Origin of the sequence: Herbidospora yilanensis (assembly GCF_001570565.1) — a bacterium.
Lineage (GTDB): Bacteria > Actinomycetota > Actinomycetes > Streptosporangiales > Streptosporangiaceae > Herbidospora > Herbidospora yilanensis.
The window spans coordinates 1-23,452 of sequence record NZ_BBXE01000039.1; the positions used below are offsets into that span (position 1 = coordinate 1).

Below are 23,452 nucleotides of genomic sequence, written 5' to 3' on the forward strand. Positions count from 1 at the left end.
GTACACGCCGGGGGCGATCGTGGAGGTGCGGCACACGGGGGCGCTGGTGCGGGGTGATGGGGTGTTCCGGGTGTCGCCGTTGGGGGGTGGGCGGAGCCGGGTGGAGTGGGTGGAGGAGCTGGAGTTGCCGTTCGGGGTGGTGGGCCGGGTGGGGTGGGTGGTGGCGCGGCCGGTGGCGGCGGTGGTGTTGAAGGTGTCGTTGCTGCGGTTGGCGCGGTTGGCGGTCAGGGGGTGAGGGCGTCGGTGGTGCGGTCGCGCAGGTGGGGTTCGTGGGTGGCGTCGGTGTGGAGGGTGAGGGTGAGGCCGGTGTCGGCGGCGACGGCGAGGATGTCGAGGAGGGTGGCGTACTGCTCGGGGGGTTCGGCGCTGAGGAGGTCTTCGGCGTGGCGGACGATGAGGGTGGTGGTGCCGGCGCGGATGGCGTCGCCGAGGGAGTCGGCGAAGGCGTCCCAGTTGCGGCCGAAGTAGTCGGGGAAGTGCAGGACCCGCGCCGTTTCGTCGAAGAGGGCGGCGCGGGTGCGGCAGGCGTGTCCGTCGATGACCGCCGGGGCCGGGCCGGTGGTGAGGGTGAGCCAGGTCGGCAGGGGTCGGGCGGCGGTCATGGGGCGGTTCCTAGAGGCGGTAGAAGTTGGCGTAGTGGTCGGGGGTGAACCAGGTGGCGCCGGTGCTGCGGTTGACGACGATGCGGTAGGCGTCGCGGGCGGCGCCGCGGGGGCGGGGGTAGACGTCGTATTCGTAGTAGGTGGCGTTGGTGGGGAGTTGGCCTTCGCGGTTGTAGTGGCGGCCGCCGGTGTAGTTGTAGAGGCCGCCGGTCCAGGTGTACCAGCCGGCGCTGGTCGGGTAGCCCTTGGATTTCCAGGTGGTGTTGGCGGTGCGGGCGTCGGCGCAGCGGGTTTGGGTGCAGCTGCCGTAGACGGCGGCCTGGGCGGGGGCGGGGGCCGATACGGCGATGAGGGAGATGAGGGTGGCCAGGATGAGGGTGAGCCTGGCGGGCCAGGTGGGGCGGGGGCGCTGCGGGGTGGGCACGGTGCCTCCTTGGGGAGTGGCGTGGTCATCCGGAATGATCACTTTGGGGTGTGGTCAAGTGCAATGTAAGACGATCAACGGGACGGTGAACAGTTAGCGGCGTTTTCGGCATGGCCGTGTCCTGGGGTTTCGTGCGTTTCGTGGGGTCGGCTGGGTGTGTGGGCGCTGGTGTGGTGTGGGGGGTCTTGACGGGGTGGGGGTCTCTTGTCAGGGGGACCGGGGGTGCGGAATTGTCGGTGGGCGGGGCTAGGGTCGGGTCTCGTGGCTGAGGAACCGTTGATTTTCGCTCGTGGGCTGGTCAAGCGTTTCGGGGATTTCACGGCGGTCGACGGGATCGACGTGTCGGTGGAGCGTGGTGAGGCGTTCGGGTTTCTGGGGCCGAACGGGGCCGGGAAGTCGTCGACGATGCGGATGATCAGTTGTGTGTCGCCGCCGACGGCGGGTGAGTTGCGGATTCTGGGGATGGATCCGGTGCGTGACGGGGTGGCGATCCGGGGGCGGCTGGGGGTGTGCCCGCAGTTGGGCAATCTCGACACCGATCTGTCGGTGTTCGAGAACTTGACGACGTATGCGCGCTATTTCGGGTTGTCGCGGGCCGAGGCGCGGCGGCGGGCGGGTGAGTTGCTGGAGTTCGTGCAGTTGGCCGATCGGGCCAGGGGGAAGGTCGAGCCGCTGTCGGGGGGCATGAAGCAGCGGCTGACGATCGCGCGGGCGTTGGTGAACGATCCGGAGATCGTGTTGCTCGACGAGCCGACGACGGGGCTCGATCCGCAGGCGCGGCATCTGCTGTGGGAGCGGCTTTACCAGTTGAAGCGGCAGGGGGTGACGCTGGTGCTGACGACCCACTACATGGATGAGGCCGAGCAGTTGTGTGATCGGCTGGTGGTGATGGACGGCGGGCGGATCGTGGCGGAGGGGTCGCCGCGGGAGCTGATCGGGCGTTATTCGACGCCTGAGGTGGTGGAGTTGCGGTTCGCGGGCGGCGCCGATGTGGCGGTGAAGCTGGATGGGGTGGGTGAGCGGGTCGATTCGCTGCCCGATCGGGTGCTGGTCTATGCGCGTGATGGTGACGCGGTGGTGGCCGAGGTGCACCGGCGGGGGCTTGCGCCGTTGAGCGTGCTGGTGCGGCGTTCGACGCTGGAGGATGTGTTCCTGCATCTCACGGGCCGGACGTTGGTGGACTAGTGACGCATCCGACGGTGCGTTCGAGGGTGCATCCGACGGTGGCGGTGCTGGAGCGGCATCTGGCGCTCTACCGCAGGTTGTTCTGGGCGTCGGCGATGTCGTCGTTCCTGTTGCCGGTGTTGTTCCTGGTCTCGATCGGGGTGGGGGTCGGCGGTTATGTGGGCGACCTCGACGGGGTGAGTTATCTGCAGTGGATCGTGCCGGGGGTGATGGCGTCCACGGCGTTCCAGATGGCGGTCGGTGAGACGACCTATCCGGTGCTGGGTGATTTCAAGTGGACGCGCGGCTATCACGCGATGCGGGCCACGCCGGTGCGGATCGGTGACATGGTGGCCGGTCAGGTGGTGTTCATGGTCGTGCGGGTGTTGCCGCAGACGGTGGTGTTCCTGCTGGTGGTGGTGGCGTTCGGCGGGTTGCGGTCGTGGTGGTCGGTGGTGACGCCGCTGGTGTGCGCGGCGGTGGTGGTGGCCTCGGCTCTGCCGGTGATGGGGTTCGCGGCGCGGATCGACAACGACGGCTATTTCGCGCTGCTGTTCCGGTTCGTGATGATCCCGATGACGTTGTTCGCGGGGGTGTTCTTCCCGGTGTCGCAGCTTCCGCTGGTGGCGCAGTGGCTGGCGTGGGTGGCGCCGTTGTGGCATGGGGTGGAGTTGTGCCGGGCGGCGACGCTGGGGGTGGCGCCGCCGTGGCCGGTCGGGGCTCACGTGGTGTGCCTGGTGGTGTGGGCGGTGGCGGGCGGCTGGTTCGCGATGAGCGGGTTCGCCCGCCGGTTGGCGGTGTAGCGCGATGATGACGCTGATGGTGGCCGGGCGGGCGGTCCGGCGTGGTCTTTTCGGCGGGGTGTCGGCGGGCCGGGTGGCCGCGGTGGTGGGCCGCAACGTGGGGGCGCTGCGGTCGGGGCCGGCTTATTGGCTGGTGTTGTTGTCGGGGTTCTTCGAGCCGCTGCTGTATCTGCTGTCGATCGGTGTCGGTGTGGGGGCACTGGTGGGGACGGTCCCGGTCGGGGGGCGTCCGGTCGAGTACGCGGTGTTCGTGGCGCCGGCGATGCTGGCGGTGTCGGCGATGTCGGGGGCGTTGTCGGAGACGACGTTCAATGTGTTCTTCAAGTTCAAGTACGCCAAGACGTATGACGCGGTGCTGGCCACGCCGGTGCGGCCGGTGGAGATCGTGCTGGGCGAGCTGGTGTGGGCGCTGGTGCGGTGCCTGTTCTACACGTTGCTGTTCCTGGTCGTGATGGTGGTTTTGGGGTTGACGTCGGTCGGGGGCGCGGTGGCGGCTTTCCCGGCGGCGGCGCTGGTGGGGCTGGCGTTCGGGGCGGCGGGGATGGCGATCTCGACGTTTCTGCGCGGCTGGCAGGATTTCGATCTGCTGACGACGGGGCAGTTCACGCTGTTCCTGTTCTCGGGGACCTTCTCCCCCGTGCACGACTATCCGGTGGTGTTCGAGGTGGTCGTGACGCTGACGCCGCTTTATCACGGGGTGGAGCTGGTGCGGGGGCTGGCGGTCGGGCCGGCGGGGTGGACGCTGGTGGTGCATGCCGCCTATCTGGTGGTGATGGCGGTGGCGGGGTTGTGGGTGGCGTCGCGGCGGATCGGGAAGCTGCTGCTGGTCTAGCCGTGGACGCCGGTGGGTGCCCGGCTAAAGTGGGTGGCCGTATGTATTCATCTGATTCTGTGGGGCGGCTGGCGGCGTTCGGGACCCAGCTCGTCGAGGTGCATCTGTGGTTGCGTGAGGAGCTTGACCGGCTGGTCGACGGCGCCGGTGACGGGCGTGATCTGCGGGCCCACTGCCTGGCGTTCTGTTCGGCGCTGGAGCGTCATCACGTCGGTGAGGACACGCGCGGGTTTCCCGCGCTGGAGGAGGATTTCCCGGAGCTCGGTCCGGCGCTGGAGCTGCTGCGGCGCGACCACGAGATGATTGCGGGGATTCTGGCGCGGCTGGCGGCGATGGCCGGGCGGCCGGGTGAGGAGAGGCTGGCCGGGGAGGTGGCCGGTCTGGCGGCGATCGTGGCCTCGCATTTCGCGTATGAGGAGAGGACGATCGTCGAGGCGCTGAACCGGCTCGACGTCCCCGAGTGGCGGGATGATCCCCCGGAGTTCCTGCGCGTCTACGGCTGACCGGCCGGGGCGCGCGGCCGGTCGGTCTCCTCGGGTGTTGCGGGCGGTTGGGGGCGGCGGCGCAGGGCGTAGCGGAAGATCTCGACGATGGCCGTCACGGTCAGGGCGATGCCCAGGCCGAGCAGGAGGCCTTTGAAGGGGTTGTCCTCGAAGGCGGCGCCGCCGATGTAGCCGATCATGGCCGAGTAGAGGGCCCAGGAGATGACGGCCAGGCCGTCGAAGAAGGCGAAGCGGTGCAGGGGGTAGCGGACGACGCCGGTGGTGAGGGTGACGGCGGTGCGGCCGCCGGGGATGTAGCGGGCCACGACCAGGAGCAGGCCGCCGCGTTCCTGGAAGGCGGTGTGGGCCCAGCGGATGGCGGCGCGTTTCTGGAAGCGGGCGCCTCCGGCGCGGCCGATCTGGTAGGAGATGTTGTCCCCGATGAACGCCCCGGCGGCGGCGGCGACGATCACCAGGCCGAGGTGGGGGGCGTCGGCGGACGCGGCGAAGACCCCGGCGGTGATCACGGCGGTTTCGCTGGGCACCACGGGGAAGAACGCGTCGATCACCGCGATGGCCGCGATGGCGGCGTAGATCCACGGGGATGTCATCACGTCGTGCAGGAGGGTCATGATGGCATCGGTCATGGCAGCCGACCCTAGGCGGGGCGCGGGCGGGGGCGCCCCCGGCGATGGTCGCCCGGCGGGGCTGACTTTCGGCAGGGGTGGGGTGCGACCTGGGGATGAGGGCGGGGTGCGGCGGCGGGGGGTAGCGTGCTGGGGTGCCTCGCCTGAGAGACCTGCCGTTGTGGCTGGTGTTGTGTGTGCCGGTGGTGTTCGCGCCGGTCAATCCGTATGACTGGCGGCCGCTGTCGGGCAACACGCTGGTGGTGTCGGTGGCGGCCGGGTGCCTGGTGTTGGCGGGTGCGGTGGCGGTGGCGCGGGCGCGTCCCCTGGCGGCGCTGGTGGTGGCTCTGCTGATGGGGCCGTGGGGGTCCAGTGAGGCGCTGGCGACGGTGCAGTTGTGGCCGATGAACCATTCGGCGAAGATCGGCCCGTTGAACGGGTTCACGCCGGCGGTGGTGACGTTGAGTTTCCTGGCCGGGATGCGGATGGAGCGGGCCCGGCCGGCGGTGTGGCTCTACGGGGTGATCGTGGTGGTGGGCGGGGTGTGCGCGGCGGTCTCGACGCTGGGGCCGGCGCCGTCGCTGGAGCCGAACGTGTGGGTGTCGGGGTTGTCGGGGGTGGTGATCTGCAGTCTGCTGCCGTGGGCGGCCGGGCGGAGTGTGCGGCATCGGCGGCAGGGGCGGTTGCGGGAGCGGCGGATGGTCGAGGAGCAGGCGCGGCTGCGGGAGCGGGCGCGGATCGCTCAGGACGTGCACGATTCTCTGGGGCATGAGCTGGCGTTGATCGCGTTGCGGGCGGGGGCGATGGAGATGGCCGCCGATCTGCCGGTCCGGCATCGGGAGGCGGCGGCGGGGTTGCGGGAGGCGGCCGGTGACGCGACGGAGCGGTTGCGGCGGGTGATCGGGATGTTGCGGGCGCAGGACGAACCGGCGACGCTGCTCCCCCACGCGCGGGCGGGCGGGATCGCCGATCTGGTGGCGCGCGCGCGGGCGTCGGGGATGACGGTGGCGCTGGAGGGGGACGTGGCGGGCGCCGATCCGCTGGGGGCGGCCTACCGGGTGGTCCAGGAGGGGTTGACGAACGCGGCCAAGCACGCGCCGGGCGCGCCGGTCGTGGTCCGGCTGGAGCGGCGGGAGGGGCGGATGACGGTGAGGGTGCGCAACGACCTGGGGCCCGGAACTGAGGTCATGCGGCCGGGGACGGGCCTGGTGGGGTTGTCGGAGCGGGTGCGGCTGGCGGGTGGCACGTTCGCGGCGCGGGCCGAGGACGGCGTGTTCGAGATCAGCGCCGGGATCCCCGAGGAGGCGCCCGCATGATCAAGGTGGTGCTGGCCGACGACGAGATGCTGATCCGGGCGGGGGTGCGGGCGATCCTGGACGCCGATCCGGGCATCGACGTGGTCGCCGAGGCCGGCGACGGGCGGGAGGCGGTGGAGCGGACGTTGTCGCACCGGCCCGACGTGGTCGTGATGGACATCCGGATGCCGGTCATGGACGGGCTGGCGGCCGCCGCCGAGATCCGCCGCGTGTGCCCGGCGACGGGGGTGGTGGTGTTGACGACGTTCGGGGAGGACGAGTACATCGCGCGGGCGTTGAAGGTCGGCGCGGGCGGGTTCCTGCTGAAGTCGGGTGATCCGCGTGAGCTGCTGGCCGGGATTCACGCGGTGGCGGGCGGGGCGGCGTATCTGTCGCCGAAGGTGGCCGCGCGGGTGATCGCCGAGTTGAACAACCGTGATTCGGGGCGGGCGGCGGCGGCGCGGGATCGGGTGGCGGTGCTGACGCCGCGTGAGCGTGAGGTGCTGGAGCTGGTGGGGGCGGGGTTGTCGAATCAGGCGATCGCGCGGTCGCTGCGGCTGACGGAGGGGACGGTGAAGACGTACGTGAGCGCGATCCTGACCCGGCTGGGGGTGGCCAACCGGGTGCAGGCGGCGATCGTGGCCTACGAGGCGGGGGCGGTCGTGCTGGAGGAGTGAGGGGTCAGGTCGCGAGGCTGAAGGGGGTGACCGCGGCGACGGCTTCGACGGGGAGGGGGCCGTAGATGTGCGGGAACTCCTCGGCCGTGCCTTCGGGGGTTTCCATCACGACCGGGACGGTCAGCCGGGTGTCGTCGATGTGGAGCAGCAGGAGCGGCTCGGTGACGCCGGCGTAGAAGCGGGTCGCGACGGCGCGGGCCTGCGGCAGGTCGCGGGAGGCGTGGATGAAGCCCTCCTGCTCCAGGGTGCGTCCCAGGGTGGAGATGCGGTATTCCCCGTCTTTCTGGGCGTGCGCCCAGTCCGAGGCCAGCGCGAGATGAAAGATCACCCTTCGACTTTATGTCAGTGGGTTCCGGACAGGTTGAGCAGGACCACGCCGCCGATGATGAGGGCGATGCCGCCGGCCTTGGCCGCCGTCATCGCCTCGCCGAGGAAGAGTGCGCCGATGGCGGCGATCACCGCGGTGCCGGCCCCGGCCCAGACGGCGTAGGCGACGCCGACGGGCATCTGGAGTTTCAGGGCCCTGGACAGCAGGGCGAAGGAGGCCACGTAGCCGATCACGACGACGACCGACCACGGTTTGTGGGAGAAGCCGTTGCTCAGTTTCAGCGCGGTGGTGGCGAGCACCTCGGAGACGATGGCTCCCGCCAGGAAAATCCACGCCACAGCTGTTCCTTTCGAGTTATTTGCACCTTTTGTGACACGTTATCGGTGCGCGCGTCCGACTGGCGAGAAGGGTCGAATGCGTGTTCTACTGGTCGTCATGCGTTGGGACGCACCCACCCTGCACGAGGCCGGGCCCGCGCGCCCCCGGGTCGAGCGGCAGGCGATCACCCGCGAGTTCGGCGACATCACCTGCTACGAGGTGAGCGCCCGCACCGCCGTCGAGGCCGTCCCGGCCGCCGCCGAACTCCCCTACGCCTGGGCGGTCAGCCCCTACCGCGGCTGCCGGACCGGCTGCCGCTACTGCGCCGCCCGCAAGGGCCACCGCTATCTCGGCCTGGACACCGGCGACGACTTCGACACCAAGATCGTGGTGAAGACCGACCTGGCCGACCGGCTGCGCCGGGAGCTGGCCGCGCCCCGGTGGCGGGGCGAGCCGGTCGCGGTCGGCCTCAACGGCGACTGCTACCAGGGCGCCGAAGAGGTCTACCGCCTCATGCCGAAGATCATCAAGGCGCTGGCCGACGCCGGCAACCCGTTCACCGTCCTGACCAAGAGCCCGCTGGTCCTGCGCGACCTGCCGCTGTTACGCGAGGCCGCCAAGGTCACCCGCGTGTCGGTGGTGGTGTCGGTCGGCTTCGTCGACGACCGGCTGCGGCGCGGCCTGGAACCCGGCGCCGTCTCCCCGCAGCGCCGCCTGGAGATCTGCGCGGCCCTCAACGAGGCGGGCATCCCGAGCGGGGTCCTGATGGCGCCGATCCTGCCCCTGATCACCGACTCCCCCGACCACCTGCAGGCGACCGTCCGCCGCGCCGCCGAGGCGGGCGCGGTCAGCCTGGTCCCGGGCGTGCTGCGGCTGCCGCCGGGGGCCCGCGACCCGTTCCTGGCGTGGCTGGCGCGCGACCATCCGGGCCTGGTGCCGCGTTATGAGGACCTGTACGGCGCGGGGCCGCTGACCCCGCCCGGCTACCGCTCGCGCATCGCCGCCCAGGTCGAGGCGCTGGCCGCCGCCTACGGCATCGGCAAGACGTCCCGGCAGTGGAAACGCCGCCGCTCCCCCGACCGCCAGCTCACCCTGGTGTGAGTGAATCAATGGTGTGAATAAACCGTTGGTCCGCGGCGGGCGGCCTTCGCTAGCGTCGCCCGCATGTCCGCGCCCTTCTCCGCCTCCGATCTCGACGCCTTCGCCCGCGACGGCTTCCTGAAACTGCCCGCGATCGTCCCCCGGGAGGTCGCCGACGCCGCCCGGGCCATCCTGTGGCAGCAGATCGGCCTGTCCCCCGACGACCCGGCGTCCTGGACGCAGACCGTCGTGTGGACGGCCGACCCGGCCGGTTTCGGCCCGTTCGGCCAGATGGCCGGCTCCCCGCGCCTGGCCGCCGGCCTCGACCAGATCGCCGGCCCTGGCCGGTGGGGCAAGCGCACCACCCTGGGCAACATCCCCGTCCGGTTCCCGGGGCTGCCCGACGCGGGCGACACCGGCTGGCACATCGACCTCAACGCCGCCCCCGACTGGTCCAGGATCGCCGTCCGGTCCCGCAGCCTGCTGCTGCTCACCCTGTTCTCCGAGGTCGGCCCCGACGACGCCCCCACCCGCATCCGCGTGGGCTCCCAGCGTGACGTCGCCGCCCTGCTGGGCGAGGAGGAGGCCGACCTGATGGCCTACGGCCCCCGCCTCGAGGAGGTCAGCCGCCACCGCCCCCTGGCCCACGCGACCGGCGAGCCGGGCGACGTCTACATCTGCCACCCGCTCCTCGTGCACGCCGCCCAGACCCACCAGGGCACCCGCCCGCGCTTCATGTCCCAGCTCCCGATCATGCTCGACCCCCACCTCGACCCCGCCGAGGACACCCCGCTGGGCGCCGCCCTCCGCTGAAAAGCCCTTCCTTCCGTTACGGCTCCGCCCGCCCCGGCACCGCCCCCGGCCCGGGGCGGGCACCGTATCCGGCGCCAACCGGCCGCGCCACCTCCCGCCGCGACGACAGCGCCCCCGGCCGGGCCGGTCCCATCGATGGAGGACCGCCACGGGCGCCCGCCGGACGCGCGAGCCGGCGGATTCAGCCCGTCCCGGACGAACGCCCCCGCCCTTCCAGCGCCTCACGCAGCACGGCCGCCACCCGGTGCCTGCCGCCGTGCTCGGCCCAGCCGAGCGGGGTCGCCCCGAACCGCGGGTCGGTGATCGCGGGATCGGCCCCGAGCTCGATCAGCGCCCTCACCGTCTCCACGTCGTCGTTCCACGCCGCCTCGTGCAGCGGCGTCGACCGCTCCCCATGGTCGAGGTCGAACCCCAGCCCGGCCAGCAACCGCACTGCCTCCGTCTTGCCCAGCCCGGCGGCACGATGGACCAGCCCCGGAAAGCGCGCCGGCGCCCGCGCGAGGACCTCCCCCCCGAACCCGGCCACCGCCGCGGCGTCGGCGCGCATGCACGCGGCGACGAAGGCGTCCATCTCCTCAAGGTCCGCCGACGCGCCCGCGGCGGCGAGCACCCGCGCGACCTCGGTGTGCCCGTTCAGCAGCGCCAGCTCATAGGGCGTGTGCCCGCCGAAGGCGGGATGCCCGCCCCGCCCGTCGACCTCGGCGCCGTGCGCGAGCAGCAGCCGGGCCCGCCGCGGCCCGCCCCGCAACGCCGCGGTGGCCAGCTCCTCACGCATCAACTGCCGCGGCGAGCGCAGCGCCGGCCCCAGCCGCACCTGCCACGGCCCGCCCCCGCCCCGGCCCAGGCCGAACTCCAGCAGCAGCTCAAGATGGGAGACGTCGTCGGAGAACGACCCGCCCAGCCCCCGGTTGTAGAGGGTCTGGCCGTCGTTGGGGTCGGCGCCGGCCTCCAGCAGCGACCGCGCCAGCGCCAGGGCGTGCGGATGGGGCGGCTGATCGGCCTCCCCTCCGCCGAACGCCCCGGTGAGCGCCGTGAACGGCGAGGTCAGCCCTTCCCACAGGAACCCGGCGTCCGGGTCGGCCCCGTGCCGGAGCAGCACCCGCGCCGCCGCCACCGGCTCCCCCGGTGTGGCAAGCCGCGCGTAGGTCAGGTAGAGCAGCGGCTCCCACCCGAACGGGCCGCCCTGGGCCCGTGCGAGCTCCGGCTCGGCGGCCAGCACGCCGGCGAGCGCCTCGGCGGAGCCGGTGGCCGCCATCGTGAAGACGTCGGCCGTGGCGAGTTCCGGATGCCGGGCCAGCAGCAGGTCGGCCTGCCCGGTCCGGCCGGGGTGGTCGGCGCCGTAGGTGAGGCAGGCCAGCCGCAGGAACTCGGCCGGCAGGTCGGCGGCGGGTTCGACCAGGTGCGGGGAGCGGGAGTGGCGGGCGATGGTGTCGAGGTGGTGTCTGAGCCGGGGCCAGCTGGCGAAACCGTACATGCGGGCGACGACGAGCTGCGCGTCCGACAGCGTGAACGTGCGCGGCGGGCGGGGATGGAACTCGGCGACCAGTTCCTCCGACCGGCCCGCGTCGACCTGCCGGAGGAGCGTCTTGGCCTGCTTGCGCAGCCAGTCGATGCGGGGATTGTCGGGCAGCGGGCGAACCGCCATCACAACCTCGTTTCCGTCGGGCCTGGCATCCGCGTGGTCAGGCCGGGAAAGAGGTCGGGCGTGGCTGTGCGAGAAGCGTCAGGTGGGCTCGGCCCTTCCCGCGGATCGGTCGCGCCCTGAGCGCGCCCTCAGCTTACGTCAGCCGTCCTGCCCCTGTCCGGCCAGGACGGGCGGCGAGCGCGGGCCCCGGGTGAGAACCCAGGCGATGCCTCGTCGCGACCAGCCCGGGAACGGGGAGGCTACTATTGATCGGCGTGACGCACACGCAGATCGATGTCAGCGCGGAGCTGGTCCGGGACCTGCTGCGCGATCAGCACCCCGATCTGGCCGATCGCCCGGTGCGGCTCGGTGCGCGCGGCTGGGACAACCAGTTGTGGCGGCTCGGCGACGATCTCGCCGTCCGCCTGCCCTGGGCGACGGAGTCCGCCGACGACCTGCTCCGCAAGGAGCACACCTGGCTGCCGGTCCTGGCCCCGCGGCTGCCGCTGCCGGTCCCCGTTCCGCAGCGCCTGGGTGAACCCTCCGCGCGGTTCCCCCGCCCCTGGATCGTCACGACGTGGGTTCCGGGGGACCCCGCCGACCGTGCGCCCGTCACCGGCGGCGCCGACGTCCTGGCCGCCTTCCTCCGGGCGTTGCACCAGGAGGCCCCCGGCCACGCGCCGCTGGGGCGGGGGCGCGGCGGCCCGCTCGCCGGATACACCGCGGGGTTCGAAAGGCAGCTCGCCGAAGCCGCCGGAGCCGGACTGGTCGGCGACCCGGACGCCGTCCGGGCCGTCTGGGAGGAGGCCGTACGGGCGCCTGCGTGGCCGGGCCCGCCGCTGTGGCTGCACGGCGACCTGCACCCGGCCAACGTCCTCACCGCCGGCGGCGTGATCTGCGGCGTCGTCGACTTCGGCGATCTGTGCGCGGGAGACCCGGCCTGTGATCTGTCCGCCGCGTGGCTGCTGCTGCCCGACGGCGCCGCCGACGACTTCCACGCCGCCTGCCAGGTGGATGCCGCGACGGTGCGCCGGGCCCGCGGATGGGCGGTGGGGCGGGCGCTCAGCGGGATCCTCATCGGCGAGGCGGGCGTGCGCGGCCGTCCGGGCGGCAAGGCCACGTGGGGGCCGCCCGCGCAGGCGGCCCTGCGCCGTCTTCTCGCCACGGCGGTCAGGTGAGCGCCAGGTCCAGTTCGTGCGGGTCGTGGGCGCTGAACACCCGTACCTCCCCCGGCAGGTCCCGCAGCCGGGCCAGGTTCTCCAGCCGTTCCCGGTGATCGGTCGCGATCAGCCGCTGGGCCACCGCCAGCACGCGCGGGCAGTGTGGCTTCCGGGCCACCTCCCCGTGGAACCAGTAGGCGTCCCCGGCGTGCAGCAGCCACCCCGAGCCGGTGTCGACGGCCACCCCCGAATGCCCGCGCGAATGCCCCGCCAGCGGCACCAGCGCCAGGTCCGGCAGGTCGCACAGCGGCCGGATGGCCGACAGGCCGAACAGCGTCTCCCCGCCGCGGTCGTCGTAGGTCATCCAGTCGACGCCGTGCGCCCACTGCCGCGGCCGGTAGCGTGCCCTGTCGGCCGAGGTGGCGGGCCGGGTCGCGGCCGAGTGTTCCGCGGCGTGCAGGTGGACGCGGGCCCAGGGGAAGTCGCGCAGGCCGCCCGCGTGGTCGAGGTCCAGGTGGGTGACCACGATGTCGCGCACGTCGCGGGGGTCGTAGCCGAGCGCGGTCACCTGGGTGCGGGCCGCCTCGGAGTCCAGCAGCGCCGGCCGGATCAGGGGGCGGTAGTAGCCGGGCAGCGCGCCGAAGGCCGCCTCTCCGGTGCCGAAGCCCGTGTCGACCAGGCACAGGCCGCGGGGGGTTTCCAGGAGCAGGCAGTGGCAGACGATGGGGAATCCGCCCGGAGGGCGCATCGTGCCGCAGTTGAGGTGGTGGACCTTCACCGCCCCATAGTGGCGGCTAAGGGTAACGTTGGGGTCATGTTTGCGCGTAAGCCCCTGGAGGAGCGGATCGCCGACCGCGTCGCCAAGCGGCCTCCACTGAAAGAGGGCCGGCACTTTGAGCACCGGCCCGCCTTCATCGTCTTCTGCGTCGTGGTGGGGGTCGTCGTCGTCAAGTTCGCGGGGGCTCTGCTGCTGATGCAGCTCGGCGTGCGCTAGGGCTCCCGTCAGGTTTCCCGTCAGGTTTCCAGGGCGCTGCCCTGCTTCCACTTGGCGAACGACATCTGCCAGAAGCCCCAGCCGTTGTTCCACTCCAGTTCGCGGTCGGTGCCGACGATGTCGACGACGTCGCCGCGCTGGAAGTTGTCGTAGTACCACTTGGCCTGCGACGGGCTGGCGTTGATGCAGCCGTGGCTGACGTTGGCGCGGCCCTGCGAGCCGACCGACCAGGGGGCCGAGTGGACGTACTCGCCCGAGTTGGAGATCCGCACCGCGTGGTTGACGACCTCCTTGTAGTAGCCGGGGTCGCCCTCCTTCTTGCCGGGGGAGATCATGATCTCGGGGTTGTGCTTGGACATCGTGAGGTGCACGCCGCTGGTGGTGGTGTATTCGCGGGTGTCGGCCTTGCCGGCGCTGATCGGCATGCGCTGCTTCACCTTGCCGTCGACGCGGACGACCATCTGGTGGGTGCGGGTGTCGACCTTGCTGATCTGCGCGGCGCCGATCTTGATGCTCTGGCGGAACGACTTGGTGCCCCACATGTCGCCCGCGCCGCGCACGCCCGTCAGGTCGGCGGTGAAGACGACCTTCTGGTGGGCCTGCCAGTACTTGGCGGTGCGGTAGATGACCAGGCGGTCGGAGATCCACCGCCAGGCGCCGGTGGCCTTCTTCTCGGCCTCGACGTGCAGGGCGGCCTCGACGGCGGCCTTGTTGGTGACGTCGTTGTTGAACGTCACCATGATCGGCATGCCGACGCCGACGGTCTCCCCCTTGATGCCGGGGGTGATGTCGATGACCTGCAGTTCCCGCTTGGGCTTCAGCGTGGTGAACTCGCTGGTCAGCGCGGCGGGGCCGCCCGCGCCGGTCGCCTTGGCCGACACGGTGTAGGTGGTGGAGGGCTTCAGCGGCTTGCTGGAGGTCCACTTGGTGCGGGTGGCGTCGAACTCGCCCTCGACCGGGACGCCCTGCGACTGGACGGTCACCTCGTCGAGGGCGCCGCCGTCGGCGGTCACCACGACGTTCTTGTCGGGGCGGACCTTCTGGGCCCCTTCGGCGGGCGAGACCTTGATGGCGGGGGCGGCCACGGCCGGCTTGTCGCCGCCTGTCACGTTCCCGCCGCCGCCCGGTGTCGGCGTCGTACCCCCCGAGCATGCCGTCAGGACCGCCGACATCACGACGGCGGCCGTGACGAAAGGCAGATTCCGGCGACGAGACTTGCTGTTCACAACTACTCCCCCACAGTGGCAAAGCGCATCTAAAACCCTATTAGGGCTTACCTGGCTTGTGAGCCACTTTCACCTGACTTGACTCACAATTCGGTAGCGATGCCACTTGAGACGTCTGACGATCAAGTAAGGTTCACCGCCGGATCAGCCGATGTCAGATCGGCGTCAGATCAGCCGGTGCGTCAGCCCGGTGTGGCGGCGTCCGGCGCCCTTCACCCTGACCGCCTGGCCCAGCGCCCTGCGGGAGCCCACCACGACGACCAGGCGTTTGGCCCGGGTGATCGCCGTGTAGAGAAGGTTCCGCTGCAGCATCATCCACGCGGAAGTCGCCAACGGAATCACCACCGCCGGATATTCCGACCCCTGGGAGCGGTGGATGGACACGGCGTAGGCGTGGGCGAGTTCGTCCAGTTCGTCGAAGGCGTAGTCGACGAGTTCGTCCTCGTCGGTGGAGACGGTCAGTTTGTGGTCGTCGGGCGTGATCGCGGTCACCACGCCGACCGTCCCGTTGAACACCCCGGCGGCGCCTTTGTCGTAGTTGTTGCGGAGCTGGGTGACCTTGTCGCCGACGCGGAAGACCCGGCCGCCGTAGCGGCGTTCCGGCATTCCCTCCCGGTAGGGCGTGAGCGCCTCCTGCAGCGCCCCGTTGAGCGCGCCCGCGCCGGCCGCGCCCCGGTGCATGGGGGCCAGGACCTGGACGTCGCGGCGCGGGTTGAGGCCGAACCGGGCCGGGATGCGGCGGGCCACGACGTCGACGGTGAGGGCGGCGATCTCGTCGGGGTCCTCGGCGGGGAACAGGAAGAAGTCGGGGAAGTCGCGCACCAGCGGGAGCTGGCCGGCGTTGACGCGGTGGGCGTTGACGACCACGCCCGACTGCTGGGCCTGGCGGAAGATCTGGGTGAGCCGCACCCGCGGCACGTCGGGGGCGGCCAGCAGGTCGCGCAGCACCTCCCCGGCGCCGACCGAGGGGAGCTGGTCGACGTCGCCCACGAACAACAGGTGCGCGCCGGGCGCGACCGCCTTGGCCAGCTTGTTGGCCAGCAGCAGGTCGAGCATCGAGGCCTCGTCGACGACGACCAGGTCGGCGTCGAGCGGGTTGTCGCGGTCGAAGGTCGGCTCGCCGCCGGGGCGCAGCTGCAGCAGGCGGTGGACGGTGGTCGCCTCGTGGCCGGTCAGCTCGGCCAGGCGTTTGGCGGCCCGGCCCGTCGGGGCGGCCAGGATCACCTTGGCGCGTTTGGCGCGGGCCAGCGTGACGATCGAGCGCACGGTGAAGCTCTTGCCGCAGCCGGGGCCGCCGGTCAGCACCGCGACCTTCTCGGTCAGCGCCAGCCGGACCGCCTGGTCCTGCTCCCTGGCCAGCTCGGCGCCGGTCTGGGTCTTCAGCCACGCCAGCGCCTGGGGCCAGTCGACGTCGGCGAAGGCGCGCAGCCGGTCGCGGGAGGAGCGCAGCAGCCCCAGCACCGTGGTGGCCAGCGAGCGTTCGGCGCGGTGGAAGGGCACCAGGTAGACCGCCGGGACGGTGCCCTCGGCGGCCGGGACCTCCTCCCGCACCACCCCCTCCTCGGCGACGAGGGCCTCCAGGCAGGCCGAGACGAGCTCCGGCGGCACCGACAGGATCTTGACGGCGTCGGCGACGAGGTTGGGGGCCGGGAGGTAGACGTGGCCGTCGTCGGCCGCCTGGGACAGGGTGTAGCGCAGGCCGGCCTTGACGCGTTCGGGGCTGTCGGCGGCGATGCCGACCGCCTGGGCGATGGTGTCGGCGGTCTTGAAGCCGATGCCCCACACGTCGTCGGCCAGCCGGTAGGGCTCGGCCCGCACGACGTCGATGGAGGTCTCGCCGTACTGCTTGAAGATGCGGACCGCGATGGACGTCGAGACGCCCACCCCCTGCAGGAAGATCATCACCTCCTTGATGACCTTCTGCTCCTCCCACGCGGCCGCGATCATCGTGGTGCGCTTGGGGCCCAGCCCCGGCACCTCGACGAGCCTGGCGGGTTCCTCCTCGATGACGCGCAGGGTGTCGAGGCCGAAGTGCAGCGTGATGCGCTCGGCCATCTTGGGGCCGATGCCCTTGATCAGCCCCGAGCCCAGGTAGCGCCGGATGCCCTGGATCGTCGCCGGGAGAACGGTGGTGTACGACCAGACCTCGAACTGCCTGCCGTACCGGGGGTGGGAGGTCCAGCGGCCGGTCAGCCGCAGCGACTCGCCCGGCTGGGCGCCCAGCAGCGGGCCCACCACCGTCAGCAGGTCGGGGCCCGACCGTTCGGTGGCCACGCGCGCGATGGTGTAGCCGGTCTCCTCGTTGGCATAGGTGATCCGTTCGAGGACGGCCTCGATGACGGAGCCCGATTCCACGCGCCAGAGCGTAGACCATAGCCTGGCCCCATGGTCTTGGAGAGTACGGCGCGGGCCCTCGCGCTACGGGTGGCCACCGAGCAGGCCGCCTCCCGCATCCCCGCTCTGGCGGTCGCGGTGATCCGCGGCGGCGAGCTGGTCTGGTCGGGCTACCGGGGACGGGTGGGCGAAGGCCCGCCGACGGCCTCCACGCAGTTCCGGATCGGGTCGATCACCAAGAGCATGGTCGCGGTCATGGTCATGCGGCTGCGCGACGAGGGGCTGCTGGATCTGCTCGACCCGCTGGAGAAACACCTGCCCGGCACGCCCTCCGGCGAGGTGACGATCGCGCAGCTGCTGTCCCACACCGGCGGGCTGACGGCCGAGCCGCCCGGCCAGTGGTGGGAGCGCACCCCGGGCGTGGCGATGCCCGAGCTGATCGGCATGCTCGACCCGATGACCGGCCGCCACCGGCCCGGCCGCCGTTTCCACTACTCCAACCTCGGGTTCGGCTTCCTCGGCGAAGTGGTGGCGCGCCTGCGGGGCCGGGGGTGGGCGCAGGTCGTCCACGACGAGGTGCTGGCCCCGCTGGGCATGCGCGACACGACCGAGCGGCCGAGAACCCCGCACGCGACCGGCTACGCCGTGCACCCGTGGGCCGACGTGCTGCTGCCCGAGCCCGAGCACGACGCGGTCGCGCTGGCCCCCGCCGGGCAGATGTGGTGCTCGCCGGCCGACCTGGCCCGGTGGGCGATCTTCGTCGGCGGCGACGGCGCCGGCGTCCTGCGCCCGGCCACGATGGCCGAGATGCGCGAACCGGCCACCGTCGAAGACGGCCCGTCGTGGACCTCCGGCTACGGCCTGGGCCTGCAGCTGCGCCGCCACAACGGGCGCCGCCTGGCCGGGCACACCGGGTCGATGCCCGGCTTCCTGGCCACCGTGTGGGCCGACCCCTCCGACGGCGTCGGCGTGTTGTTCATGGCCAACACCACCAGCGGCGTCAAGGGCAACGCCCTGACCGGCGACCTGCTCGACATCCTCGACGAGCACGAGCCGCCGCTGCCGGCCGAATGGCGGCCCGCCCCGGTCGACGACGACCTGCTGGCCCTGACCGGCCCCTGGTACTGGGGGCCGGCCCCCTACGTCATGCGGGCCCTGCCCGGCCGGGGCCTGGCCCTGACCCCGGTCGGCGAGACCGGGCGCGCCTCCCGGTTCGCCGCGCTCGCCGACGGAACCTGGCTGGGCCTTGACGGTTACTACGCCGGCGAGACGCTCCGTGTGGTGCGCACCGGCGAGGGCGTTCACCTCGATCTCAACACGTTCGTGTTCACTCGCGAGCCCTACGGGCCGCCCGGACCGGTGCCCGGCGGCGTCGACCCGGAGGGCTGGCGCTGACGTTACCCGCACAATGTGTTGATTGTCCAAGTTTGACCGATTCTGGGAGTTGTACTACCTTCTGGGGAACTCGAGGCGGTGTGACCTACGTAACCGCAGGTCAGCCGCCGAAGGAAGACAACTAGAGATCGCCGAATCCGCGCGCCCCGCGCGGAACCGGGGAACCAGCGAGGACCCGGTGATCACCTCTCTCCCGATCACCACGCACACCCACCGGGTCCTCTGGGGTGAATCGGCCTGTCAGCCCCTCACGACAGGCCGTAGGGCGGCTTCCACGCCCGAGTCCGTCAGCTAACCCGGTAGGCGCATGGAAGCAAGGAGTCAACCCCACCCATGCGAGCCCCCAAACCTGGAATTCGTGCTGTCCTGGCAACCGGCCTGATGACGGCGGCCCTGGTCACCGGCGGCACCGTCGCCGCCGTCGACCTGACCCCCGTCGCCCGCGCCGAAGCCGCCGCCGCCCCCGCCGGGGCGGCGCCCGAGGGAGTCACCCTGGCCTACAGCCCTCTGCTGGAGGTCGCCAAGCGACTGCCGAAGGTCAGCGCCCAGCAGGTGCTCAACCTCGCCACCAGCCAGGTCGGCACCAGCGAGAACGTGTACGGCGGCGGGACCAAGTTCCACGACTGGTACATGAACTCCGACCGCGCGGCCGAGACCATCGCCCGTGACGGCGGAACCCGCCTGGGCTACCTCAACGCCCCCTGGTGCGACATGTTCGTGAGCTGGGTCGGCAACCAGCTCGGCATCAGCCCGGTGCTCGGCCAGGACGCCTACACCGTCCGCCACGCCGAGTGGTTCGCCGAGAACAACCGCTGGGGCACCGTCCCCGCCCCGGGCGCGGTCGTGTTCTTCGACTGGAACGGCGGAAAGGACATCCACGACATCCAGCACGTCGGCTTCGTCATCCAGGACAACGGCGACGGCACCATCGAGACCGTGGAGGGCAACACCGGCAACGGCGTGGTCGAGGTCCGCGAACGGCAGACCGCCGACGTCGTCGGATACGGCTACCCGGTCTACACGGCCTGATCACACGGCCTGATCACACGGGTTAGAAGTTCTCCCCCAGCCAGGCCCGCCAGGCCTTCTCGGCGAGCGGCCTGGCGATCTCCCCCGGAAAGGCGTGGTGCTCCGCGACGACGGCGTCGCGGTAGCCGTGGATGAGCGTGATCAGCGACGTAGCGGTCACCACGCACAGGAACCCCGACTCGGCGAACACGACCTGCGCGTCGTCGGGGTTCAGGCCGGGCACCGCGACACGGCCCTTCTCCGGTGGCTGCCCCAGAGAGAAGGCGTCGAGAAAGGCCGCCCACACCCTCGCGGCATCGGGGGTGGGGCGGCCGATCTCGAACAACGCGTAGTCGGCCGTGAGGCCGCGGAAATGCCGCAGATAGGCCTGGAGTTTGCGCAGGTAGAGGCCGTCGCCCACGGACACGGCGTCGTACTGGTCCTCCCAGTCGCCGCTCATCACGCCCGAGTGGACGAACCGCAGGACCGTGCTGCCGCCCGCCCGGCCCTCCAGCAGGTATTCGAACGCCATGAACGACCCGTCGGCTGCCGTGTCGGTCGTGAACGCCAGCCGCTCGCCCGGATCCCAGCCGGTCACGGTGGCGTGGGTGGTGAACCCGGCGACCGTCTGACGGCCCGCGCCGCCGACCCCGGGTTCGAAGTCGTTGGCGCCCATGAACCACGAGTCGACCCCCGGCCCGGTGGCGATCGCCTCCCACACCTCCTCGGTGGTGGCGGGCAGGACGATTTCCTCACGGACCTCGAACTCGTGTGCCATGCCGGTCAGCCTAGCGAGACAGGTTCCGGTAGGCCCGCACCGAGAGCGGCGCGAAGACCGCCGTGATCACCAGCGGCCAGGCCAGCGCCAGTTCGACCGCGTGCGCGGCCGCCCAGGTGTCGTTGGCCCAGCCGGGGTTGCCGAACAGCTCCCGGGCCGCGGCCGCCGTCGACGACAGCGGGTTCCAGTCGGCGATCGCGCCCAGCCAGCCCGGCATCGTGGCCGGCGAGGTGATGGCATTGGACAGGAAGCCGATCGGCCACACCAGGATCTGCAGCGCCATCACCGCCTCCGGATTACGGATCTTCAGCCCGAGCCAGATCCCCGCCCACAGCAGCGCGAAGCGCAACCACAGCAGCAGCCCCACGGCCGCCAGCGCGTCGCCGAGGCCGTTGCGGGCGCTCCAGCCGACGGCCAGCCCGCAGGCGATCAGCACCGCCAGCGACAACACCGTGGTCAGCATGTCGGCCGCCGCCCGGCCCGACACCACCGCCGAGGAGGCCATCGGCAGCGACCGGAACCGGTCGGTGACGCCCTTGGTGACGTCGTTGCCGATGGCCGTGAAGGTGCCCTCCAGCCCGAAGACCATCGTCATGGCGAACATGCCGGGCAGCAGGAACTCCCGGTAGTCGCCGCCGGGCACCTCGATGCCGCCGCCCAGCAGGTAGGCGAACAGCAGCAGCACCATGACGGGGAACAGCAGGCCCGCGACGAGCTGGCCGGGGTTGGCGGTCCAGTGGGTGACCTCCCGCCGGGTGACGGTCCAGCCGTCGGCGAGGGCCCAGGTCAGTCGGTTCACGCGTGACTCCTTTGGACGGGGGCGCAACGGAACGGGATTCTCACGCGGCGCCCCTGGTGAGGTGCAGGAACACCTCGTCGAGGGTGGGGCGGCGGATCGCGACGTCGTCGGCGGCGATGCCGCTCGCCGCCAGGTCGTGGACGACGGCCGTCAGGGTCGCCATCCGGTCGGGGGCCGGCGCGCTGACGCGCCGGGTGTCGGGGTCGGTCTCGGCGGACGGGCCGAGCAGGGCCGCGGCGGCCGGGAGGTCGGCCGGGTCGTGCACGACGATCTCCACCCGGTCGCCGCCGAGGGTCTTCTTCAGCTCCTCCGGGCTGCCCTCGGCGACCTGGCGGCCCTCGTTGACGACGGTGACGCGGTGGGCGAGCTGGTCGGCCTCCTCCAGATATTGCGTGGTCAGCAGCACCGTGGTCCCGTCGGCGACCAGGGCGCGGACGGCCGCCCACACCTCCGCGCGGCCCCGCGGGTCCAGGCCCGTGGTGGGCTCGTCGAGGAACAGCACCGGCGGCGACAGGATCAGCCCGGCCGCCAGGTCCAGGCGGCGGCGCATGCCGCCCGAATAGTCCTTGACCGCCTTGCGGCCGGTGCCGGCCAGCCCGAACCGGTCGAGCAGCTCCCCGGCCCGGCGCCCGGCGGCCTTGGGGCGCAGGTGGGACAGGCGGCCGAACATCTCCAGGTTGGCCCGGCCCGACAGGGCCTCGTCGAGGGCGGCGTGCTGGCCGACCAGGCCGATGCGGCGGCGCACCTCGCGGCCGTCGCGGGCCACGTCGAACCCGGCCACCCGCGCGGTGCCGGCGTCGGGGCGCAGCAGCGTGGTCAGCACCCGCACCGCCGTGGTCTTGCCCGCCCCGTTGGGGCCGAGCAGCCCGTGCACCGTGCCCCGCGGGACGGCCAGGTCGAACCCGTCGAGGGCGGCCCGCGCGCCGTAGCGCTTGACGAGCCCGTGCGCCTCTATCGTGTACGTCATGCCGTACAGCGTACCGTACGCCATACGGTTAAGTGTCCCGAGTACGCTGAGCGGCATCATGACGACCGAATACATCGGGCGGGGCGACCCCGCGCGCACGCTCGCGCTGCTGTGGCGCGACCCGTCCCGCGCCCGCGAGCGCGCCCCCCGCAAGGGCCGCCCCGAACTGACCGCCGACCGGGTCATCGCCGCCGCGATCGAGGTCGCCGACGCCGACGGCCTGGCCGCGTTGTCCATGCGCAAGGTCGCCGACCACCTGGGCGTGGGCACGATGTCGCTCTACACCCACGTCCCGGGCAAGGCCGAACTGATCGACGTCATGCTCGACACCGTCTTCAAGGAGACCTTCGCCGACGCGGAGATCCCGCAGGGCTGGCGGGCCCGGGTCGAGCGCATCGCCCGCGACAACCTCGCCCTCTACCGCCGCCACCCGTGGATCCTCCAGGTCGCCGTCAGCCGCCCCCCGCTCGGCCCCGGCACGCTGGGCAAGTACGAACACGAACTGTCGGCCCTCGACGGCATCGGCCTGACCGACCTGGAGATGGACAACGTCCTGACCCTCATCGGCGCCTACGTCCACGGCGCCGCCCGCGGCGTGGTCGAGGCCGCCCGCGCCGCCCAGGAGACCGGCATGACCGACGAGGAGTGGTGGCGCGCGCACGAGCCGTTCCTCGCCGCCGCCGGCGACATGTCCGCCTACCCCCTGGCCGGCCGGGTCGGCAGCGCCAGCGGCGAGGCCTACAACGCCCCGGCCGACCCGGCGGGCGCCTTCGAGTTCGGCCTGGCCCGGCTGCTCGACGGCATCGCCGCCCTGATCGAGGGGCGGTAGGGGCCGCCGTTACCCTGACTGCCATGACCCCTGAGCGGCTGGCACGGTTCGAGGCCAACCGGCGTCGCCTGTTCGGGGTCGCCTACCGGCTGCTCGGGGAGGCGTCCGCGGCCGAAGACGTGGTGCAGGACGCCTACCTGCGCTGGGCACGCTGCGACACGGCGGTCTCCCCGGAGGCCTGGCTGACCAAGGTCGTCACCAACCTGTGCCTCGACCGGCTCACCTCCGCGCGCGCCCGGCGCGAGCGCTACGTCGGGACCTGGCTGCCCGAGCCGATCCTCACCGGCGGCGCGCCCGACCCGCTGGAGGTGGTGGCCCAGCGCGAACTGCTGTCCCTGGGCGTGCTGGTGCTGCTGGAACGGCTCACCCCGCCCGAGCGCGCGGTGTTCGTGCTGCGGGAGGCCTTCGGCCACAGCCACCGCGAGATCGCCGACATCCTGGAGGTCACCGAGCCGCACGCCCGCCAGCTCTACCACCGGGCACAGCGGCACGTCGCCGAGGAGCGCACCCGGTTCACCCCCTCCCCGGAGCAGAGCGCCCGGCTCCTGGAGCGCTTCATGGCCGCCACCCTGGCCGGCGACGTGGCCGCGCTGGAGCGGATGCTGGCCGACGACGTGGTCGCCTGGGCCGACGGCGGCGGCAAGGCGCCGGCCACCCGGGGTCCGGTGGCCGGCCGCGAGCAGGTCGTGCGCCACCTGCTCGCCCTCACCCGCTACGCCCAGCGGATCCGCCTCGAACCCGAGACGGTGAACGGACAGCCGGCCCTCGCCTTCTACCTCGACGACCGGCTGTCCGGGATCACCGTCGTCGAGTTCGACCACGACCGCGTCGTGACCATCCGCGCGGTCGCCAACCCGGACAAGCTCGCCTACGTCGCCAAACAGAAAATCTGAT

At 72.0% G+C, this 23,452-nt stretch carries 26 protein-coding genes, 1 pseudogene and 1 riboswitch; of the genes and pseudogenes, 15 read left to right on the plus strand and 12 right to left on the minus strand.

Annotation, left to right across the window (positions count from 1 at the left end; translation table 11 throughout):
- Positions 1–235: pseudogene (locus tag AW273_RS38200) on the plus strand (SRPBCC family protein); the annotation flags it as partial.
- Here AW273_RS38200 and AW273_RS29815 read toward each other — a convergent pair.
- Both AW273_RS29815 and AW273_RS29820 read right to left on the minus strand, forming a co-directional pair.
- Complete coding sequence (locus AW273_RS29815) at positions 225–602, minus strand: barstar family protein (protein WP_062355339.1); 378 nt, start codon at positions 600–602, stop codon at positions 225–227. The pseudogene AW273_RS38200 and the gene AW273_RS29815 overlap by 11 nt on opposite strands.
- A gap of 10 nt (positions 603–612) precedes the next feature.
- Positions 613–1,026, minus strand: coding sequence for a ribonuclease domain-containing protein (locus AW273_RS29820; RefSeq protein WP_062355342.1), 414 nt, complete (start codon positions 1,024–1,026; stop codon positions 613–615).
- A gap of 261 nt (positions 1,027–1,287) precedes the next feature.
- Here AW273_RS29820 and AW273_RS29825 point away from each other — a divergent pair, with 261 nt between their 5' ends.
- From AW273_RS29825 to AW273_RS29840, 4 genes are read left to right on the plus strand one after another with little or no spacing between them, the layout of a single operon-like run.
- Positions 1,288–2,211, plus strand: coding sequence for an ABC transporter ATP-binding protein (locus AW273_RS29825; RefSeq protein WP_062355345.1), 924 nt, complete (start codon positions 1,288–1,290; stop codon positions 2,209–2,211).
- A 26-nt stretch (positions 2,212–2,237) separates the two neighbouring features.
- Entirely contained in the window at positions 2,238–2,993 is a 756-nt protein-coding gene (locus tag AW273_RS29830) for an ABC transporter permease (RefSeq protein ID WP_157556318.1), read from the plus strand.
- A gap of 4 nt (positions 2,994–2,997) precedes the next feature.
- Entirely contained in the window at positions 2,998–3,825 is an 828-nt protein-coding gene (locus tag AW273_RS29835) for an ABC transporter permease (protein ID WP_198168432.1), read from the plus strand.
- Positions 3,826–3,884: 59 nt separating this feature from the next.
- Positions 3,885–4,328: a hemerythrin domain-containing protein gene (locus tag AW273_RS29840; protein WP_198168433.1), complete on the plus strand. Its 444-nt coding sequence runs from the start codon at positions 3,885–3,887 to the stop codon at positions 4,326–4,328.
- Here the strand turns inward: AW273_RS29840 and AW273_RS29845 are convergent.
- Positions 4,319–4,954 (minus strand): DedA family protein, encoded by a 636-nt coding sequence (locus AW273_RS29845; RefSeq protein WP_062355353.1) that lies wholly within the window; start codon positions 4,952–4,954, stop codon positions 4,319–4,321. The genes AW273_RS29840 and AW273_RS29845 overlap by 10 nt on opposite strands.
- Before the next feature lie 134 nt (positions 4,955–5,088).
- On the opposite strand from AW273_RS29845, the gene AW273_RS39230 reads away from it, so the two are divergent.
- Positions 5,089–6,249, plus strand: a complete 1,161-nt coding sequence (locus AW273_RS39230; protein WP_062355357.1) for a sensor histidine kinase — start codon at positions 5,089–5,091, stop codon at positions 6,247–6,249.
- A complete protein-coding gene (locus AW273_RS29855; protein WP_062355360.1) occupies positions 6,246–6,905 on the plus strand; it encodes a response regulator in 660 nt (219 codons plus the stop codon). Before AW273_RS39230 ends, AW273_RS29855 begins: the two co-directional genes overlap by 4 nt.
- Positions 6,906–6,909: 4 nt before the next feature.
- Here AW273_RS29855 and AW273_RS29860 read toward each other — a convergent pair whose 3' ends face one another.
- Both AW273_RS29860 and AW273_RS29865 read right to left on the minus strand, forming a co-directional pair.
- A complete protein-coding gene (locus AW273_RS29860; RefSeq protein ID WP_062355363.1) occupies positions 6,910–7,233 on the minus strand; it encodes a DUF952 domain-containing protein in 324 nt (107 codons plus the stop codon).
- 14 nt (positions 7,234–7,247) lie between these two features.
- Positions 7,248–7,571: a DMT family transporter gene (locus tag AW273_RS29865; protein WP_062355365.1), complete on the minus strand. Its 324-nt coding sequence runs from the start codon at positions 7,569–7,571 to the stop codon at positions 7,248–7,250.
- 97 nt (positions 7,572–7,668) lie between these two features.
- On the opposite strand from AW273_RS29865, the gene AW273_RS29870 reads away from it, so the two are divergent.
- Together AW273_RS29870 and AW273_RS29875 are read left to right on the plus strand one after the other, a co-directional pair.
- Complete coding sequence (locus AW273_RS29870) at positions 7,669–8,652, plus strand: radical SAM protein (RefSeq protein ID WP_062355368.1); 984 nt, start codon at positions 7,669–7,671, stop codon at positions 8,650–8,652.
- Between the two features lie 63 nt (positions 8,653–8,715).
- Entirely contained in the window at positions 8,716–9,444 is a 729-nt protein-coding gene (locus AW273_RS29875) for a phytanoyl-CoA dioxygenase family protein (protein WP_062355371.1), read from the plus strand.
- A gap of 181 nt (positions 9,445–9,625) precedes the next feature.
- Here AW273_RS29875 and AW273_RS29880 read toward each other — a convergent pair whose 3' ends face one another.
- Complete coding sequence (locus tag AW273_RS29880) at positions 9,626–11,089, minus strand: ankyrin repeat domain-containing protein (protein ID WP_062355373.1); 1,464 nt, start codon at positions 11,087–11,089, stop codon at positions 9,626–9,628.
- A gap of 254 nt (positions 11,090–11,343) precedes the next feature.
- Between AW273_RS29880 and AW273_RS29885 the strand changes: the two genes are divergently transcribed.
- On the plus strand, positions 11,344–12,246 hold the full coding sequence (locus tag AW273_RS29885; RefSeq protein WP_062355612.1) for an aminoglycoside phosphotransferase family protein: 903 nt from the start codon (positions 11,344–11,346) through the stop codon (positions 12,244–12,246).
- Here the strand turns inward: AW273_RS29885 and AW273_RS29890 are convergent.
- Positions 12,239–13,006 carry an MBL fold metallo-hydrolase gene (locus AW273_RS29890; RefSeq protein WP_062355376.1) on the minus strand — a complete coding sequence of 256 codons (768 nt, stop codon included), beginning with the start codon at positions 13,004–13,006 and terminating at the stop codon, positions 12,239–12,241. The genes AW273_RS29885 and AW273_RS29890 overlap by 8 nt on opposite strands.
- Positions 13,007–13,042: 36 nt before the next feature.
- Here AW273_RS29890 and AW273_RS29895 point away from each other — a divergent pair, with 36 nt between their 5' ends.
- Positions 13,043–13,222, plus strand: a complete 180-nt coding sequence (locus tag AW273_RS29895; protein WP_030453809.1) for a hypothetical protein — start codon at positions 13,043–13,045, stop codon at positions 13,220–13,222.
- Between the two features lie 20 nt (positions 13,223–13,242).
- Here the strand turns inward: AW273_RS29895 and AW273_RS29900 are convergent, their stop codons facing one another.
- Both AW273_RS29900 and recD2 read right to left on the minus strand, forming a co-directional pair.
- Positions 13,243–14,331, minus strand: a complete 1,089-nt coding sequence (locus AW273_RS29900; protein WP_232327666.1) for a L,D-transpeptidase — start codon at positions 14,329–14,331, stop codon at positions 13,243–13,245.
- A gap of 282 nt (positions 14,332–14,613) precedes the next feature.
- A complete protein-coding gene (gene recD2, locus AW273_RS29905) occupies positions 14,614–16,803 on the minus strand; it encodes an SF1B family DNA helicase RecD2 (protein ID WP_062355382.1) in 2,190 nt (729 codons plus the stop codon).
- A 30-nt stretch (positions 16,804–16,833) separates the two neighbouring features.
- Between recD2 and AW273_RS29910 the strand changes: the two genes are divergently transcribed.
- Both AW273_RS29910 and AW273_RS29915 read left to right on the plus strand, forming a co-directional pair.
- Positions 16,834–18,177, plus strand: coding sequence for a serine hydrolase domain-containing protein (locus AW273_RS29910; protein WP_062355385.1), 1,344 nt, complete (start codon positions 16,834–16,836; stop codon positions 18,175–18,177).
- A 119-nt stretch (positions 18,178–18,296) separates the two neighbouring features.
- Positions 18,297–18,498: riboswitch (cyclic di-AMP (ydaO/yuaA leader) on the plus strand.
- 60 nt (positions 18,499–18,558) lie between these two features.
- On the plus strand, positions 18,559–19,206 hold the full coding sequence (locus AW273_RS29915) for a CHAP domain-containing protein (protein ID WP_062355388.1): 648 nt from the start codon (positions 18,559–18,561) through the stop codon (positions 19,204–19,206).
- Positions 19,207–19,228: 22 nt separating this feature from the next.
- Here the strand turns inward: AW273_RS29915 and AW273_RS29920 are convergent, their stop codons facing one another.
- Genes AW273_RS29920 through AW273_RS29930 form a run of 3 tightly spaced genes read right to left on the minus strand, consistent with a single transcriptional unit; the run spans position 19,229 to position 21,729 of the window.
- Entirely contained in the window at positions 19,229–19,963 is a 735-nt protein-coding gene (locus AW273_RS29920; protein WP_062355391.1) for an SRPBCC family protein, read from the minus strand.
- A gap of 10 nt (positions 19,964–19,973) precedes the next feature.
- On the minus strand, positions 19,974–20,762 hold the full coding sequence (locus AW273_RS29925) for an ABC transporter permease (RefSeq protein WP_157556306.1): 789 nt from the start codon (positions 20,760–20,762) through the stop codon (positions 19,974–19,976).
- A 40-nt stretch (positions 20,763–20,802) separates the two neighbouring features.
- A complete protein-coding gene (locus AW273_RS29930; RefSeq protein ID WP_062355615.1) occupies positions 20,803–21,729 on the minus strand; it encodes an ATP-binding cassette domain-containing protein in 927 nt (308 codons plus the stop codon).
- Positions 21,730–21,787: 58 nt separating this feature from the next.
- Between AW273_RS29930 and AW273_RS29935 the strand changes: the two genes are divergently transcribed.
- Both AW273_RS29935 and sigJ read left to right on the plus strand, forming a co-directional pair.
- On the plus strand, positions 21,788–22,558 hold the full coding sequence (locus AW273_RS29935; protein ID WP_062355396.1) for a TetR/AcrR family transcriptional regulator: 771 nt from the start codon (positions 21,788–21,790) through the stop codon (positions 22,556–22,558).
- Positions 22,559–22,581: 23 nt separating this feature from the next.
- Positions 22,582–23,451, plus strand: coding sequence for an RNA polymerase sigma factor SigJ (gene sigJ / locus AW273_RS29940; RefSeq protein WP_062355399.1), 870 nt, complete (start codon positions 22,582–22,584; stop codon positions 23,449–23,451).
- Position 23,452 lies beyond the last annotated feature (1 nt).

What these genes read in the sequence shown, in the direction of transcription:
- AW273_RS29895 (WP_030453809.1), top strand. Translation starts at nt 13,043, where the DNA reads ATGTTTGCGCGTAAGCCCCTGGAGGAGCGGATCGCCGACCGCGTCGCC.
- AW273_RS29870 (WP_062355368.1), top strand. Translation starts at nt 7,669, where the DNA reads ATGCGTTGGGACGCACCCACCCTGCACGAGGCCGGGCCCGCGCGCCCC.
- AW273_RS29935 (WP_062355396.1), top strand. Translation starts at nt 21,788, where the DNA reads ATGACGACCGAATACATCGGGCGGGGCGACCCCGCGCGCACGCTCGCG.
- AW273_RS29910 (WP_062355385.1), top strand. Translation starts at nt 16,834, where the DNA reads ATGGTCTTGGAGAGTACGGCGCGGGCCCTCGCGCTACGGGTGGCCACC.
- AW273_RS29920 (WP_062355391.1), bottom strand. Translation starts at nt 19,963, where the DNA reads ATGGCACACGAGTTCGAGGTCCGTGAGGAAATCGTCCTGCCCGCCACC.
- AW273_RS29845 (WP_062355353.1), bottom strand. Translation starts at nt 4,954, where the DNA reads ATGACCGATGCCATCATGACCCTCCTGCACGACGTGATGACATCCCCG.
- AW273_RS29880 (WP_062355373.1), bottom strand. Translation starts at nt 11,089, where the DNA reads ATGGCGGTTCGCCCGCTGCCCGACAATCCCCGCATCGACTGGCTGCGC.
- AW273_RS29835 (WP_198168432.1), top strand. Translation starts at nt 2,998, where the DNA reads ATGATGACGCTGATGGTGGCCGGGCGGGCGGTCCGGCGTGGTCTTTTC.
- AW273_RS29930 (WP_062355615.1), bottom strand. Translation starts at nt 21,729, where the DNA reads ATGACGTACACGATAGAGGCGCACGGGCTCGTCAAGCGCTACGGCGCG.
- AW273_RS29875 (WP_062355371.1), top strand. Translation starts at nt 8,716, where the DNA reads ATGTCCGCGCCCTTCTCCGCCTCCGATCTCGACGCCTTCGCCCGCGAC.
- AW273_RS29915 (WP_062355388.1), top strand. Translation starts at nt 18,559, where the DNA reads ATGACGGCGGCCCTGGTCACCGGCGGCACCGTCGCCGCCGTCGACCTG.
- AW273_RS29855 (WP_062355360.1), top strand. Translation starts at nt 6,246, where the DNA reads ATGATCAAGGTGGTGCTGGCCGACGACGAGATGCTGATCCGGGCGGGG.
- sigJ (WP_062355399.1), top strand. Translation starts at nt 22,582, where the DNA reads ATGACCCCTGAGCGGCTGGCACGGTTCGAGGCCAACCGGCGTCGCCTG.
- AW273_RS29815 (WP_062355339.1), bottom strand. Translation starts at nt 602, where the DNA reads ATGACCGCCGCCCGACCCCTGCCGACCTGGCTCACCCTCACCACCGGC.